Genomic DNA, 16,537 nt, shown 5'->3' on the forward strand with positions numbered 1-16,537 from the left:
AAAACGAATAACAGGATGAAAGCATTGCGTCTATATATTATATTCATAGTACTTTTCGTTAGCCATCTCCTGGCTAGCGCCCAGTCTTCTTTTCGCCTCATCAATACGAGCCAAGGATTGCCGGATGATGAGGTGAAGGCCCTCTTTTGGACTTCTGATGGCAGATTGGGCGTGCGAACATCTTCCAGTCTTTCTTTTTTCGATGGCTGCACCTTCCATTCGGTTTCTCCGATGGGCGATGAGGCTTATGCTGCCGATTATGTATCGGCGCTATCCACGGCGTATGTGGATGCCAGGCAGCGGGTATGGATCAAGGAACTGGGAAAGTTTCTCGTGTTCGATTTGACGAAGGATGCCTACGTGCGGGATGTCAAGGGGCTGCTGGCTTCGATGGGCATCAGGGAGAGAGTTCGTGATTTCTTCATCGATTCGGCTAAGAATCTTTGGTTTGTCACTGCATCGGGAAAGATGCTGATGGTGAAAGCGTCTGAATTGGGAGAAGCTGAAACTCCATGCCGGCAGATAAAGATAAGAACCAAAGGATTGCGTGATGTCTGCAACTTTAAGGGAAACCACTGGTTCCTTTATTCTGATGGTTGGGTGAAGGGGATGAATGCCTCCATGACCAAGACGATTTCTGCCGAGCAGGTTTGGCAGGGAGAGGTGCCTGCTCGCGATTTCATGCAGTTTGCACAGAACAAGCATCAGTTTTGGCTGATGTGGAACCACGGCGTGGCTTCCTATCAGCCTTCTTTATCAGCCAATCATCAACCTTCTTTATCAGCCAATCATCAATCTTCTGTATCAGTTACCCATCATTGGCAGCATCGGTATGAGAATGAGGCGGCAGCGTTGGTTGCGCTCAGCATCGCAGAAGATGGAACGGCGTATGCCAGCATCCGACAGGCGGGTCTTCTGACCATCGCTTCCAATGGCAAAACCTCTCTTCTTTCTGAAATTCATACCTTGGATGGCGAGACCTTGATAGATGATATCCAGGGAATCGCCTGTAGTAGAGGTAATCTGCTGCTCGGATTATGGAGCAAGGGACTCTGTCTCTATCATCCCAACATGCAGCAGTTTGCCTATTCCCCTTTTGTAGCTATGGGTCTGAAAATGAACGGCTATCGCATCAACGATTTGCCGAATGGCTTGCCGTTGCTATCTTCTGATAAAGGCTTGTTTGCCTTGGATGCCCTGAATCATCAGGCTTCTCCTATCTCTATGGGTGGTTCCGATATTATCAGAAGCATGATGGATAGCAAGGGAAGAATCTGGGCAGGAAGTTTCCGCCAGGGATTGTTCCTGCGGGAGAACGGGACCATTCATCACTTCATGCAGGGTGGCATTCCTGCCAGAGACATTAACTACGACATCGTGCGTGGATTTCTGGAAGACAGCCAGCATCGCATCTGGGTGAATTATCATGGAGGCATCGGATGCTTTGATGAACAGAACAGGCGAATCGTGCCTTTGAAAAACAAGGCGCTGGAGAAATATAAGGTGGTCAACGACTTTAAGGAGGATAGCCGGCATCGCATCTGGGTGGCAGCCACTCAAGGCTTGTTCGTGTATTCGCCAACTACCCGGCGTGCCCTTTTCCCAAAGGATTTGGTAGATGATGAGGCTACGCAGATGAAGCTCAACGGACCTTGCAAGGCTTTGCTCATCGACTGTCAGGGCTGGGTATGGGTAGGTACGCTCAACGGGCTTTTCGTCATCAATCCCAAGGATAAGTCCTCTCGCTTTTTCGGAAAGGCGGAGGGAATGCCTAACGAGATGATTAATGGAATGATAGAAGACCGATATGGCAATGTATGGGTTACAACGCCAAATGGTCTTTGCCGGTTCCAGCGCCTGCAGGATGGCGAACTGAAGCTGATGGTATTCGATAGTCAGAACAAATTGGGAAAGAGTAATTTCGGCTGGATGACTATGGGGCATCTGGCAGGGGGTAACCTGTTCTTCGGTACGCAGGATGGATACTACATCGTGAATCCTGCCGATGTGAGGGAGATGAAATACACGGGTCATCCTATCTTTACTTCTCTCTGGGTGAACAATCAGGAGGTATCACCGGGCAAGGAGATAGATGGCAGAACCATTCTGACTTCTACTTTATCCGCCACCGGTCAGCTGATATTGAAGCATCAAGAGAACTTCATCACCATCCTCTTCTCGGGTCTGAATTTCGACATGCCTACTCACACCTATTATAAATATAGGCTCAAGGGATTGAGCGATAGATGGGTGGAAATCAATCCGCAGGATGGAGTGGGCAGGGCAAGCTTTACCGACCTGGCTCCGGGCAGTTATGAACTGGAGGTTTATTCTGCCGGTTTCGACAAGGTGTGGAGCAAGCAGCCTGCTACGCTGCTGATAGAGGTACAGCCACCTTTGTGGGCCACCTGGTGGGCAAAGCTTATCTATTTCTTACTTTTTGTAGCCATTCTGGTTTGGGGATTCCGCTGGAAGATGGAGCAGAACCGCAGGCGTATGGAAGATGAGAAATATAAGGAGCTGGAGGAAATGAAATACCGCTTCTTCACCAACATCAGTCATGAATTCCGCACCTTGCTTACGCTTATCATCACGCCTATAGGAAGTATCCTGAAGCGTACCGAAGATGGCGAGACTCGTGCCCAGCTTAACGATGTGAGCAGGAATGCAGGCGACTTGCTGCAACTGGTGAACCAGCTTCTCGATTTCCGGAAGATGGAGATGAACGGCGAACGCCTGAACCTGCAGAGTGGAAGCCTGAACGAGTTTGTGCAATATACCACGATGAAGTTTATGCCGCTTGCCGAGCAGAAGAACATCCGTCTGGATTTCTGCGACAAGACCGAGGGCTTGTTTATGTATTTCGACAAGGATAAGTTGGGCAAGATATTGACCAATCTACTCTCTAATGCCTTGAAGTTTACGAAGGCAGGTGGAAAGGTAAGTGTCTGTCTGGAGAAGTGTATCCAGGATAGCAGGAAATATGCTCATATCGTAGTAGAGGATACGGGCTGTGGCATTTCGAAGGAAGACCAGGCGCATGTCTTCGAACGTTTCTATCGCACGGAGCAGGAGCCTAGTTTGCGCCAGGTGGGTTCGGGCATCGGATTGAATATGGTGTATGAATACATCAAGCTGCACGAAGGTAAGGTTTCGCTGGAGAGTGAAGAGGGCAAGGGCTCACGGTTTATCGTGGATATCCCTGCCGACCTGAAGCGGGTAGTGCGGCAGGAGGCCTCTGAGGAGAACCGCATGGCAGCACCGGTGATGGCTGATGTTGTGGATGGTGCCGTAGGTGTGCAAACATCCAGGAAGATAGAGAAGACCGTGTTGGTTGTTGAGGATAATGAAGACTTCTGCCATTTCCTCTCTCAAGAGTTGAGCCGTATATATAACAAGGTGATGACGGCAAAGGACGGAATAGAAGGGGCCATGATGGCTGAGGCAGAGAACCCTGACATCATAGTAAGTGATGTGATGATGCCAAGGATGAGCGGTACGGATATGTGTCGCCGCATCAAGGAGAACATCGAGACCTCGCATATCCCTATCATCCTGCTCACGGCATGGAGCACAGACGAGGGCAGGGCTGCTGGCTATAAGGCGGGAGCCGATGCCTATATCGCCAAGCCTTTCGACATGGAGGTGCTCCTGGCGCGCATCAGCAATCTGCTGGAAAAGCAGGAGAAGCGCCAGCGAGACTTCTCTCACAGCATCTCGCTTGACCCGAAGACAGTGACCGATTCTTCGCCTGACGAGAAGTTCCTGAAGGAGATTATCGCCTGCATCGAGAAGAACATCGATAACTCGGAATACACCATCGATTTCTTGGCTGCCGATGTGGTGATGTCGAGAATGAGTCTCTATAGAAAGATGAAATCCCTGACGGGACAGACACCTGCTGATTTCATCCGAATGGTGAGATTGAAGACGGCAGCAAAGCTCCTGAAAGAGGAGAAATGCAATGTCTCGGAGGCTTGTTATCGCACAGGTTTTGCTTCTCCGCAGAACTTCGCCAAGCATTTCAAGGAGATGTTTGGCGTATTGCCATCGCAGTATTCTTAAGAGAAGAGGCGTTGTAAGTATTTGATAATCAGCTATAGCGTAAATTTGGTACGTTTCACATATATCGTTGGTACGTTTGGTACATCTGCTTTTAAAGGTTTGTATTACCTTTGCAGCAGAAATCAAACAACTATCAAACGATTATGGAACAGTCAACTCATAACCAGGCGCAAATAATCGCCGCCTTTTATACCGTTCATCAGAATGAACTCGTCAACTTCGCCACTTCCCGCTTGGGTAATCGCGAGGAGGCAGAAGATCTTGTACAGGATGCTTTCTTCAAGCTGATGACCTTTGAAGGTATCATCAACGAGGCAACCATCAAGTCGTTTGCCTATACCATCACAGCCAACAAGGTGAAGGACCTTCTCCGCCGTCGCATCTTCCGTCATAAGATGGAGGAGAATGCCAAGTATGAGATGGAACTCCAGCACTCTCATGTAGAGCGCATGACAGAGTATCATGATACCCTGCGCATGGTGAATGACAGTATGGCAAGATTGTCTCCAGCTTGTGCCAAGGTATATCGCATGAGTCTCATTGAGGATATGACAGCTGGCGACATTGCTCAGGAGATGAATGTCTCCAAGCGCACCGTGGAGTCTCAGCTCTTCACCTCTCGCAAGCAGGTGAGGGCCATGCTGAGCATGGCGATGTAATGTATAATTCAAATTTAACCCACTTTTTAAAGTGGAGTCAACATTTAAACTTAAAAGCAATGAGAAAATTATCTTTTATTTTTTTGATGTTGGTTGCATTTGTCTTTACTGTCAGTGCCCAACGCACATTCAAGCATCCTGGTAGTATCCTGGCTGCTTCAGACTTGGAAAGAATCAAGACTCATGTCAATGCCGGTGACGAGCCTTGGGCTTCGCTTTGGAAAGAGATGCAAGCCGATAATTTCGCCAAGCCTACTTATACCCCCTATGCTCGTGCAGAGATAGGCGGAAGTAATGGACAGCGTCAACGTGCGGCGCAAGACGCTTATGCTGCCATGATTAATGCCATAGAGTGGCATGTAACAGGCAATGAGGCTTATGCCAAGTGTGCAGCAAATATCTTGTCGGCATGGGCTACCACTTTGGAGACCGCCACAGCTGAACTCTATCAGTATCCATCTCGTGCCCTGATACTTGCTGCTGAGATGCTCCGCAATACGGATGGTAGTTTTTATCAGGGATGGGAGGCTAAGAACCGTGATCTTTTCCTTTCTAAGGTGCGTACAGTTCTTTATCCTGCATGCCGCCAGTTCTGCACTTACACAAACTCTCATCCTTCTTGGTACACTCCAGCAGCCTTGGCAGTTATTGCTGCCGGTGTATTGCTCGATGATGAGAAGATTTATCAGGAAGGTTATCAGTTGATGTTGGATGAGTCCCATTGGGGCACCATGTTTGGTGGAAGCATTGACCCTAGTGGTCAGATGCGAGAGATGGGACGTGACAATGTACATGGTGGACTGACCTTGGGTGACATAGCTCAGGCATGTCTTGTATGTTGGAATCAGGGCGATGATCTCTTTGGTGCTGGAGACAACCGTCTCCTCAAGGGTATGGAGTATTGGTGTCGATACAACACAGGTCATACTGATGCCCCTTTCGAGCCAGTTGATTGCAGTGGACTAGATAATATGAGTGGAATCAAGTTCTATTATATTTCAACTCACAACAATGGTTTCCGTCTTCGTCCTGATGCTTGCTGCTTCGAGGCGGTATATCATCATTACAAGGAAGTGAAAGGAATGGATGACAGCTTGTTCCCTTATCTGACAATGGCAGCTAAATTAGCTCGCCCTGACACACGCAATGAATTGTTGGGATATGGCACTCTTTTCTTTACGATAGATGCTGCAGCATCACCTTATTTTACTGAGGTGCCAGCAAAGCCTGTCAACTTGAAGGCAGAGGATGGATTTAAGAAGATTTGTATTAGCTGGAATCATCCTGTGGGTGAAGATGCCAGGGGATTTGTTGTATATCGTTCTGAGGATGGCAAGAATTTCTCTACACTTAAGACCTGGGATTATTATGCCAATAATGAGTATATAGACGAACAGGTGGAAGTGGGGAAAACTTACTATTATAAGGTGAGATTGCTCAATAAGGCTGGTTACAGCGAGTTTAGCGAGGTGGTCAGTGCTACTGCGCAAGAAGGTAGCGATGCCCTGCCTGCTAGATGGACGTTTGCTCCTATTGGCAATACACTGGGAGGTTCGCTCTTTACTGCTGCGCAAGATTCAACATTTGCCGTAGGTGGTGCTGGTAAAGACATTGGAGGAACAGCAGACTCTGAGGGGTTTGTATATCTGAAGATGAAGGGTGATGCCACTCTCACTGTGCGACTGTCTAGTACAGAAGAAGCTTTCTATAAGGTCGGTATTCAGATGCGTTCTACCTTAGGGGCTGGAGCGCAGAGAGTGGGAATTACGTTAGGCGAAAAGGGATGCCGCATACTTCGCACTTGTACACGTTCTTCTTCAAACGGAAATACTGTTTGGAAGGAAGCTACCAATTATGGCAAGGCACCAATGTGGATGCGTATCAAGCGTCAGGGCAAACTCTTTACTACTTACATTAGCCGAGATAATTTAACTTGGCATCAGGTGGGTGAAAGCATAGTCAGCATGCCTTCTACCTATTATGTGGGAATGGCAAGTTGCTCTGGTAATACTAGCAAGGTGTACCAGGCTGTGTTTGATCATGTGAAAGTAGAAGGGACGGTATGTGAACCTGGTTCAAAGCCTGCGGCTCCTACTTCATTAGCGGCTTCTTGGCCAGGGGCAAACCATGTGTATCTCTCTTGGAGATCTACTACTGATGCGGATAGCTTCTATGTCTATCGTTCTGTTGATAGGAAGTCTTATGAATGTATCGCTAAAACACGTGCCACAAGTTTGGTGGATGAGATTAGTGAGAATGGTACATATTATTATAAGGTGTCAGCAAAGAATGACTGGGGTGAAGGTGTCTGCTCTTCAGTTAAGACCGTTACCACTTATGATAGTGAGAAACTTAATGGAACTATAATCGGATCGGAGGGGTCTTATAAAAATAATTCCTCTCGTACTATTACGGCAGCTTTGGATGGCAATCTCTCCACTTTCTTTGATGCCAAAAATGAGTCTGGTGACTGGCTGGGATACGATATGGGCGAGGGCAATGCTGCTATGTTGTTATATGTGAAGTATGCTCCTAGAGTGGGCTATGTCTCTCGAATGGTAGGAGGAAAGATCCAGGTTTCTAACACGGAAGATTTCAAATCTGCTATTACTGTTGCTACGATTGCCTCTGCTCCTGTAGAGAATCAGCTCACTCTGTTGAGGGCTCCTGCTGGTAAGTTCTATCGTTACATGAGATATATTGGCCCAGATAAAGGCAGTTGCAATGTGGCCGAGATTGAGTTTTATGGAGTAAAAAAGACGGTGGAAACTGGCATAGAGAATGTATCAGAATCAAGCAAATCCCTTGTTTCAGGCCGCATCTACAATTTGCAAGGACAAGAGGTCAAAACAGTAGGAAAGGGCCTGTATATTATCAATGGTAAGAAAGTAGTGGTAAGATAATGCGCAGACATTTTATCATGTTGACAAAACTTGCGTAATTGAATTATAATATTGATGCCCTCAATTAGAAAAAACTTCTCGTTTTTCCAGGTTCAGCAGGTTGCCATATTCCACCTTCACCCATAGGTAACTACTCAGCCCCCCAGGGCATGGGTAGTTACCTTACAGTTGTACAACAGCAAGAATTGCATTGAATTTAGAATTTGATCGAGCGTAAAACTTCGTCTATGTCTGTACACTGTCTTGCCATTTAGATGCAAAGATAGGCTTCTTTTGTGAAATCACACTTCCTCCATTCTCTTCAGCTCCCAGCCCTCAAATTGCATGATAATCTTATGCAAGGTGGTGCCTTGTCGGAGAGCCTCTACCCTAGGTGCCTCGGCATATCGCTTGATTTGCTCCACGGCTTCTGCCCATTGTAACTCGGCTTTCGTATGCTTGCCATCCTTGCTCATGGCGTTGAACTCGCTCTTTGGCAATATCTTCAGTTCAATGATGTAACAGTGTTTTGTAGGATAATGAGTCAAGTCGGGTAGGAGGAAGAAGTCGCAATAGCCATGATTTAATTCCAACTCTGGGGCAGTATAATAGTAGCCATTCAGGCTCAGATAAGCCATGAAGAAACCTTGCAGGTTGCGTTCTGCCTCGATGCCGTCACGAACAGAAGATATCTTGGTGTATGCATCTGCCAAGAACTGAAGTCCATCATGCCATTTGCCATCGTATGCCATGTCATAATAGTAGGCTTCTAACTGCTCCGTATCGACACTCGCCTTCTCCTCATACAATTCCATCAAGTACTCGTAATACTGTTTGCGAACGTTATTGTTAGGGATGCCAAGTATCAAGCGGTCACCCTTCGTTCCCTTGATGGTCAACATACCATAATAGAAGAGCAAACTCACAAACATACGTGGCTTGGTTAACATTCGGGCAGGGAAAGTCTCTGCAATCTTGCCTATAATTTCGCCATTCTCTATAATGGTGCGAATCACACCTTTGCGGTTGCCATCCAACTTGTCGAGTTGGAGCAACTTCTTCATCTTGTTGTAATCCGTCTTCGTATTTGGGTCAACCATTTCCTCAGGGCCTTCGCCACTGCTCATATAATTACGGAGAAAATAAAGCACCATGTCACAGTTGAACACCTTACTCTGTGTGCCTAATGCTTGTTTAGAGAAGCAATAGTTATCATACCAAGGCTTCATCTCTTGGATGATAGCCTCGACATCGCTATCTGCCGGAATCCTCCCCACATTCTTATAATAGGTGAACATCTCCCTTACATCCTCTGTAGAGAATCCAAGCATCTGGTTGAATTCCTCCTTGGTGGATATGTGCCAACCGATATTGTAGCCACTTGTTACGTCATCCAGCGTCACAGGGCTTACACCCATCATAAAGATGCGCTCAAAGGAACCCTTGAACTTCTTGAAGATATCACGATAGAAGCCCTCGGCATGAGTGATAGCCCAATACACATCCTCTCCCTGCTCATTGAGCACGGTGTTGGTAAAGTTGTCATACTCATCGATGATGAGATAAAGAGGATAGCCTTTCGACCTCGCCTCGCTTTGGATGATGGCGAGCTTAACTCCTGCATCTTTAGCATCTTCCACTTGTTTCTGCACTTTCTCTGAGTAGAAGTCAAGATAGTCTCGTATGAATCCATTGAGCTGAACACCAAGGTAGAAGTTGAACTTTTCTTCGAGGTTTTCGATGGAACCTCCCACCTGTGAGAAATCAAGGTGCATCACTTGATACCTGCCTTGTAAGGGGGTAGGATGCTTGCCAATCCACAAGTCACCAAACCACTCTTGGAACTTGTCCTTGGTGCGGCAGTCATAATAAGCATGGAGCATACTCAAGAATACGCTCTTACCAAAACGGCGAGGGCGAATGCAGAAGAGATTGTTGGGACAATCTTCTAACTTTGGAATATATGCAGTCTTGTCCACATAATAGCAATTTTGCTCTATTACTTGTACAAAATCCTGTATGCCGTATGGTACTCTTTTTGCTACGTTCTGCTCCATATCTTTATTGTTTTATCGTTTGTATTCGAATTATGCTGCGAAGTTACAATAAATATCTGGAACGACCAAAGAAAGTAGTCTGTTTTCTTTGGTCGTTTCGCAGAAATGAAGTACCTTTGGGGTGGTTTTATATTAAATAGACTTTGATTTTTAGCATAAGATAGACAAAAAATGAAAATTATTGAAAGCAGTATTATAGGAAAGAAGAGCCCTGAGGCTTGTGAGGATGGAATGGTAGTTACCGATGATTTCATCGCAGTGATTGATGGCAGTACAAGCAAGACTCCGAAGCGTCTCAATCCTGATATGAAGAACGGAAGATACGCCATGATGCTTATCTCGGAGTATATTCGTGAGGAGTTGAAAGCAGATGCCTCGGTAGATGATTTCTGCCAGGGTGTGACAGCCTATATATATAATAAGGTGTATGAAAAGCTAGGGGTGGAAGAGCGGTTGAAGGAGCATCCGGAAGAGCGGCTTACCGCCTCGGCTATCCTTTATAGCCGGACAAGGAATGAAATCTGGATGGTGGGCGATTGCCAGGCCATCATCGATGGAAAGCTTTATGAGAACGGCAAGCCTTATGAGCAGGCGATTGCAAGAAAGAGGGTAGAGCTGATAGAGCAGGGCCTTTCGCCTGCTGAGGCTAGAAAGCAGATAGAGCCATTATTGATTGAGGCGATGCTTTCCGGGCAGAACCAGACCTATACGGTTATCGATGGATTCCCGATTTATCGGGAGGGAGTGAAGATTGTAGCCTTGAAAATGAAACCTGCTTCAAGTAGCATTGAAACATACTTTCAAGAGCAAACGAAGCCTGTTTCATCGCCTAATGAAGTAGTATTGGCTAGCGATGGCTATCCTTTCCTGAAGCCAACCTTGGCAGAGAGTGAGGCGGCATTGGCAGAGCAGATTGCCAACGACCCTCAATGCATCCACGACTTCATCGCCACTAAGGGCTTGGTGGCAGGGAACAAAAGCTTCGATGACCGCACTTACATACGTTTTATTATCTGATGTCATACGTATAAATCGCCCCCCAATCGTATTCTTATTAAAAATCACATAAAAGATAAGAACAACTCGTATGAAACAGAAAGTACTATATGTGGCAGCCTTGATGCTCCTCTCTTCTTCTTTCGGTATGGCTAAGAAGAAGGTGGAGGATTCAGAGATTACCAAGTTGAAGGCTAAGATTGAGAACGTGATGAGCCAGGTGGATAAGCAACCCGACTGGCTCTATTCCCGATTGCAGATGTTTTGGAAGACCAATGCATCAGATGTGTTTGTTAATGGTGAGACATTCTCTCATCCTGGGGGAGAGCGAGCAGCTGCGCCTACCGTGAAATATAATGGCTCACGAAGCACGGCATCTCAATATAATCGCCCTAAGCTGGAGGATATTATTCCTTATGATGACGATGAGCAGGGTAGCGTTACTTACATTAGCAGGGCTACAGGAAAGATGGAGAAGACTTCTCCAGCCAAGACGGGATGCAATCTGGCAGGTGTGAACCGTCAGATTATCGGTATTGCCCGTGATGCCGCTCGCATCTATGCCGCCACTGGCGATATGCGCTATGGACAGATGGCAGCAAAGGTGTTCGATGTCTATATGAAGGGCATCGCCTATCGCAATGTGCCTATCGATTTGAATCATGGTCATCAGCAAACCTTGGTGGGCATGACTACCTTTGAGGTTATCCACGAGGATGCCATCAACGAACTCACCCAGATGTATCCCCTCATCAAGAATCTTGTGAAGGACGACCAAGCCGTCATCGAGGCTGGTTTCAAGAAGTGGGCTGAGAACATCATCGCCAATGGTGTGCCTCACAACAATTGGAATTTGTTTCAGGCTGACTTCATCGTAAAGATAGCCTTGGTATTGCAAGATAACCAAGCATACGCAGATGGCAAGGGCAAGCAATACTACTTGGATTATATCGTAAATCAAAATAGTATTCGCCAGTGGAGTATGAACAAGCTCATCGACTTCGGCTTTGATGCGAAGAGCAAGACTTGGTATGAATCGCCAGGCTACAGTACCACGGTATTGAGCAGTATCTGCGATTTCGCCAACATGCTGGATGAGAAGGCTGGCATTGACCTCTTCAAGCAGCGTCCTATCTTGACGGAAGCAGTGAAGACCTCTGCCGAATATCTCTTCCCTAACCGTATGATTGCAGGTTTTGGCGATACTCATCCAGGTTATCTCAATACAGGTGGCATCGACCAAGTATTGAAGTATGCCACTCGCCATAAGAATAAGAATCTTATCTCTGAGATGAATCTTCTGAAGAATGCAGTGGCTCCCCAAGCTCCTATCTCTGAGATAGAGGCATATACGAGCACCCTGTTTTATGCCCCTAATGTTTCGTGGATAGCGATGCGAAGTGGTATGGACAAGCAGCACGACTTGATGGCTTCCGTCAATGCTAGCCTTGGCAACCACCAGCATTCCAACGGCATCTCGCTCGAACTCTATGGCAAGGGATATGTTTTGGGACCTGATGCAGGTATCGGCAGAACCCTCTATAGCGGCTTGGACTATCTGGAATATTATTCCCAGATGCCAGCCCATAACACGGTAGTGGTGGATGGTGTATCAAGCTATCCTGTAATGATGTCTCAGCATGCCTTCAAGGTTGTCGCCTCTTATCCAGAGGTAAGCAAGGATCAACCTGCCAGCAAGAAGCTCTCCGAAAAGAAACTTTCTTTTCAGAAGGATTCTGAACTTAAGGATAAGATAACTTACGCTACCGTAAGTTTCATTGAGCCAGAGACACAGGCACAGCAGCAGCGTACCACCGCCATCGTGAAGACATCTGCTAAGGGTGGATATTACATAGATGTGTTCCGTAGCAAGAAGAAGGAAGGTGGCGATAAAACCCACGATTACTTCTATCACAATCTCGGACAGGAGATGAAGGTGATGGATGCGGCTTCTGGTCAGCCTCTCGATATGAAACCAACGGAGGAACTTGCTTTTGCAGGTGGTCATCTCTATGCCTATTCTTATATCTATGACAAGAAGAGCGCAGAGATGCAGAACAGTGTAAAGACGCAGTTCGTTACCAAGATACTGGATGATAAGGTAGTGGAGGCAATGGATGGTCAGCGTGAAATCACCATGACCATGTGGATGAAGAAAGATGAGAACCGTACCATCTTCCAAGCTCTCTCGCCAGTCAACCTCGAATATGAGCGCATGCCGAATCAGCCTTATAAGGTAGATGAGCAGCCAGTGCTTACCTTTGTGGCTCGCCAGAAGGGAGAGGCATGGAACCATCCATTCGTCTGCGTATATGAACCAAGTTCTGATGCGGAGCCAGGCGATATAGCATCGGTAGATTACTTTACGCCGAGCGAGCCGAGTGCCGTGGGCATTATCGTGAAGCTGAAGGATGGAACCGAGCAGCGCATCGTATGCTCGGAGAATGGAAAAGTACAAATCAAGTAGAAATCCAGTTATGAGAAAGTTTTTTATTGCTATCTTGTTTTGGGCGGTTGCTATAGTTGGATATGCAGCAGAAGCCTTGCAGTCGCCTGACGGCAAATACAACTTCGTCTTCGAACAGAAAGACGGAAGATTAACCTACCGCCTCGACTATGCAGCTAAGCAGGTAATAGAAGAGGGTGAATTAGGTGTGAATATCGACAACCACTTGGTGGAGTCGGCTATGGGAATACCAGTGGATAACAGCAACGTTTGGACCCATGGTATGGAAGTAACAAGTGTGGATCGTCGTTCTGAGGACAATACTTGGAAGCCAGTCTATGGCGAGTATGCCCAGATACGAGATCGTTATAATGAGATGACCATTCATCTCTTGAAGGGTGGCAAGCATCAGGGCGCAAGTAATGCTTACGACAAGCGCCAGCAATATCTCCTAGACATCATTGTGAGAGCTTACGATGAGGGAGTAGCCATCCGCTATCATTTCCCTGAGGCAACCAATGGTTTGTTCATGCACATCACCGACGACATCACTTCTTTCCGCTTTGCCCCAGGTGCAGAGGCTTACCACTATGCTTGGGCGCAATCTCATGCCAACAAGGTAAAGCTTTTGAAGAGCGAGGCTGCTTGGAAGGAAGAGGCAGAGCGCCCATTGACACTTCGTTTGGATAATGGACTTTATGCAGCCATTGGTGAGGCTGCATTGAGTGACTTTGTGAGAGGTAAACTTAAGTTGAAAGCAGACAATGAGTTACAGATGGCGTTGTTCCATCCTGCCGACATCATCACGGCATACGATATGCCTTGGCGATTCATCATGGTGGGTGAGAAGGCTATCGACCTGATCAACAACAAGCAGATGGTGCTCAATCTCAATACTCCTTGCCAGATTTCCGATACCTCTTGGATTAAGCCAGGCAAGGCTTTCCGTGTATGTCGTTTGGATATGAAGACTTGCATGGAGGGTGTTGACTTCTGTGTGGATAGAGGTCTTCAATATATCGAGCTTGATGCAGGCTGGTATGGTCCAGAGATGAAGATGTCTTCTTCTGCCTTGAAAGTATTGGAAACTCGCGACATTGATATGCCAAAGCTCTGTCAGTATGCCAAGAGCAAGGGCATCGGTGTGTGGGTTTATGTCAACCAGAGAGCCTTGTATCAGGAGCTTGACCAGCTATTGCCACTCTATGAGAAATGGGGCATCAGTGGAATCAAGTTTGGCTTTGTGCAGATAGGTTCGCAGGAGTGGACCACTTGGCTTCACAATGCCGTAAAGAAGTGTACCGACCATCACATCATGGTGGATATCCACGATGAGTATCGCCCTACAGGATGGAGCCGCACTTATCCTAACTTGATGACGCAAGAAGGTATTGGCGGCAACGAGGAAATGCCAGATGCTGAGCACAACACCATCTTGCCATTTACCCGTTTCCTCTGCGGTCCTGCTGATTATACGCCTTGTTATTTCAATGGTAGAGTGAAGAATACCAAGGCTCACCAGTTGGCGATGCCAGTAGTATATTACAGTCCTGTCACCTTCTTGTTTTGGTATGACCTCCCGAATGTATATAAGGGAGAAAAGGAGTTGGACTTCTGGAAATATTGTCCTACCGTATGGGATGAGAGCAAGGCTTTGCAGGGCGAGATAGGTGAGTATATCGTGCAGGCGCGTCGCTCGGGCAATGATTGGTTTGTGGGAGCGATGAATGGCTTGCAAGCTCGTGACATCACTCTCAATACAGCCGACTTCTTGCAGAAAGGCAAGAAATATCAAGTGGAGATATACAACGATAACCCTGCGTTGAATACTCATACCAAGGTATCTACTGTAGTTCAGACTATCAAGGCTGGCAAGATATTAAAGCTTCATTTGCAGCCGTCAGGCGGTGCCGCATTGCGATTCAGTTTGTTAAAATGACAATATGATGTTATTAAGAAAAATACGTATCAGAGTTATGTTGATGGTCTTGCTGTTGCAAGGCATCTTCGTAAGTACAGCCCATGCCATTGGTGTGGGAGGTAGTGGAATGTACCAGTGGTCAGTGGATTTGAGAGGCTATATCTCTTCAGAGACAGGCAAGGCTCCGGTGGCTTACCTTTGGGTGCCAGAGGGATGCAAGCAAGTGAAAGCGGTGATGCTTTCTCAACAGAATATGACGGAGGAGGCTATCTATAAGAATCCGAAGTTTCAGGCTCAGATGAAGAAACTGGGTGTGGCAATGGTATGGGTGGCTCCTGCTTTCACCAACAACTGGGATCCAGCGACTGGCGCACAGAATACCTTTGAGGAGATGATGGGCAATCTCGCCGACCAAAGCGGCCATGCCGAGATAGCCAAGGCTCCTATCATCCCTTTGGGACATTCCGCGCAAGCTACCTTCCCTTGGAACTTTGCGGCTTGGAATCCGAACCGCACGCTCTGCCTCATCTCCTTCCATGGTGATGCGCCTCGTACCAATCTCTGTGGATATGGTAGGGATAACGTGGAGTGGGGACGTCATCGCAACATTGATGGCATTCCTGGTTTGATGGTAGAAGGCGAGTATGAATGGTGGGAGGCTCGTGTGAATCCTGCCCTTGCCTTCCGCATGATGTATCCAGAGAGTTGTATCTCCTTCCTTTGCGATACTGGCAGAGGACATTTTGATTGTGGCGATAGGACAGCCTTGTATCTTGCCAAGTTCATTCAGAAGGCATTAGAACAGCGTTTGAATGCCGATGGAACACTCCGTAAACTCAATCCGAAGGAGGGTTGGCTTGCCGAGAGATTCCATTCTGATATGATGGGTACAGATGGAGCGGACAAAGGCAAAGCTCCTGAGATTGCTTCAGCCTCTCGCCCTCAGCCTGCACCTTATAATATATATAAGGGCGACAAGCATGATGCCTTCTGGTATTTCGATAAGGAAATGACGGAACTCACAGAGGCTCGATACAAGGAGACGGCGGGCAAGAAAGTTCAGTATGTTGGTTTCGAGTATCAAGGTAAGCTCATTCCATACAACGATAAGTTGCAGGGAGGCATGAAGCTTGATTTAAGAAATCTGGATGGCATCACCTTCCAGCTAAAGGCGGTCTATACCGATAGCTCTCGTCGTGCAACTACCCAAGAGCATGGCAAGAAGAAACCTCACATTGAGGTAATCAATGGTCCTGTCAAGAAAGTCAATGATACGACCTTCAAGTTCTATCCCTACGAGGCAGGATGGGACAATGCCCGTAGGTCATTCACCTGCTGGCTGGTAGCGGTTGCTGATGCCGATGGTGAATATAAGGGTGCCGTGCAACCTATCTGTATTGAGATTCCGAAAGATGTGATGAATCGCTTGAAATGAAAATAAAACAGATGAGAGTAATCCCATTGGTAGTAATGCCAATGGGATTTTTTTGTTAGCGTTTTTATGTAATTTT

The 16,537-nt window shown here is 46.9% G+C and carries 8 protein-coding genes; 7 read left to right on the plus strand and 1 reads right to left on the minus strand.

Translation table 11 applies throughout. The features are described 5' to 3' along the window. Window positions 1-15 precede the first annotated feature (15 nt). From KUA49_RS14860 to KUA49_RS14870, 3 genes are all read left to right on the plus strand, one after another. Complete coding sequence (locus KUA49_RS14860) at window positions 16-4,065, plus strand: ATP-binding protein (RefSeq protein WP_218412557.1); 4,050 nt, start codon at window positions 16-18, stop codon at window positions 4,063-4,065. Window positions 4,066-4,208: 143 nt separating this feature from the next. Beyond that, window positions 4,209-4,724, plus strand: a complete 516-nt coding sequence (locus KUA49_RS14865) for an RNA polymerase sigma factor (protein WP_218412558.1) — start codon at window positions 4,209-4,211, stop codon at window positions 4,722-4,724. A 59-nt stretch (window positions 4,725-4,783) separates the two neighbouring features. Beyond that, window positions 4,784-7,627: an alginate lyase family protein gene (locus KUA49_RS14870; RefSeq protein WP_218412559.1), complete on the plus strand. Its 2,844-nt coding sequence runs from the start codon at window positions 4,784-4,786 to the stop codon at window positions 7,625-7,627. Window positions 7,628-7,908: 281 nt separating this feature from the next. Here the strand turns inward: KUA49_RS14870 and KUA49_RS14875 are convergent, their stop codons facing one another. After that, window positions 7,909-9,663, minus strand: coding sequence for an ATP-binding protein (locus KUA49_RS14875; RefSeq protein ID WP_218412560.1), 1,755 nt, complete (start codon window positions 9,661-9,663; stop codon window positions 7,909-7,911). Window positions 9,664-9,834: 171 nt separating this feature from the next. Between KUA49_RS14875 and KUA49_RS14880 the strand changes: the two genes are divergently transcribed. The 4 genes from KUA49_RS14880 to KUA49_RS14895 all read left to right on the plus strand — a co-directional run bounded on the left by KUA49_RS14880 (window position 9,835) and on the right by KUA49_RS14895 (window position 16,461). Further along, entirely contained in the window at window positions 9,835-10,680 is an 846-nt protein-coding gene (locus tag KUA49_RS14880; RefSeq protein WP_218412561.1) for a hypothetical protein, read from the plus strand. A 70-nt stretch (window positions 10,681-10,750) separates the two neighbouring features. Then, window positions 10,751-13,126: a heparinase II/III family protein gene (locus tag KUA49_RS14885; RefSeq protein WP_218412562.1), complete on the plus strand. Its 2,376-nt coding sequence runs from the start codon at window positions 10,751-10,753 to the stop codon at window positions 13,124-13,126. A 10-nt stretch (window positions 13,127-13,136) separates the two neighbouring features. Next, entirely contained in the window at window positions 13,137-15,044 is a 1,908-nt protein-coding gene (locus tag KUA49_RS14890) for a glycoside hydrolase family 97 protein (RefSeq protein ID WP_218412563.1), read from the plus strand. A gap of 4 nt (window positions 15,045-15,048) precedes the next feature. Further along, the gene (locus KUA49_RS14895) at window positions 15,049-16,461 is read left to right on the plus strand and encodes a hypothetical protein (protein WP_218412564.1); all 1,413 of its coding nucleotides are present in this window, start codon (window positions 15,049-15,051) and stop codon (window positions 16,459-16,461) included. Window positions 16,462-16,537: the final 76 nt, after the last annotated feature.

This window comes from Segatella copri (assembly GCF_019249655.2).
Classification (GTDB): domain Bacteria; phylum Bacteroidota; class Bacteroidia; order Bacteroidales; family Bacteroidaceae; genus Prevotella.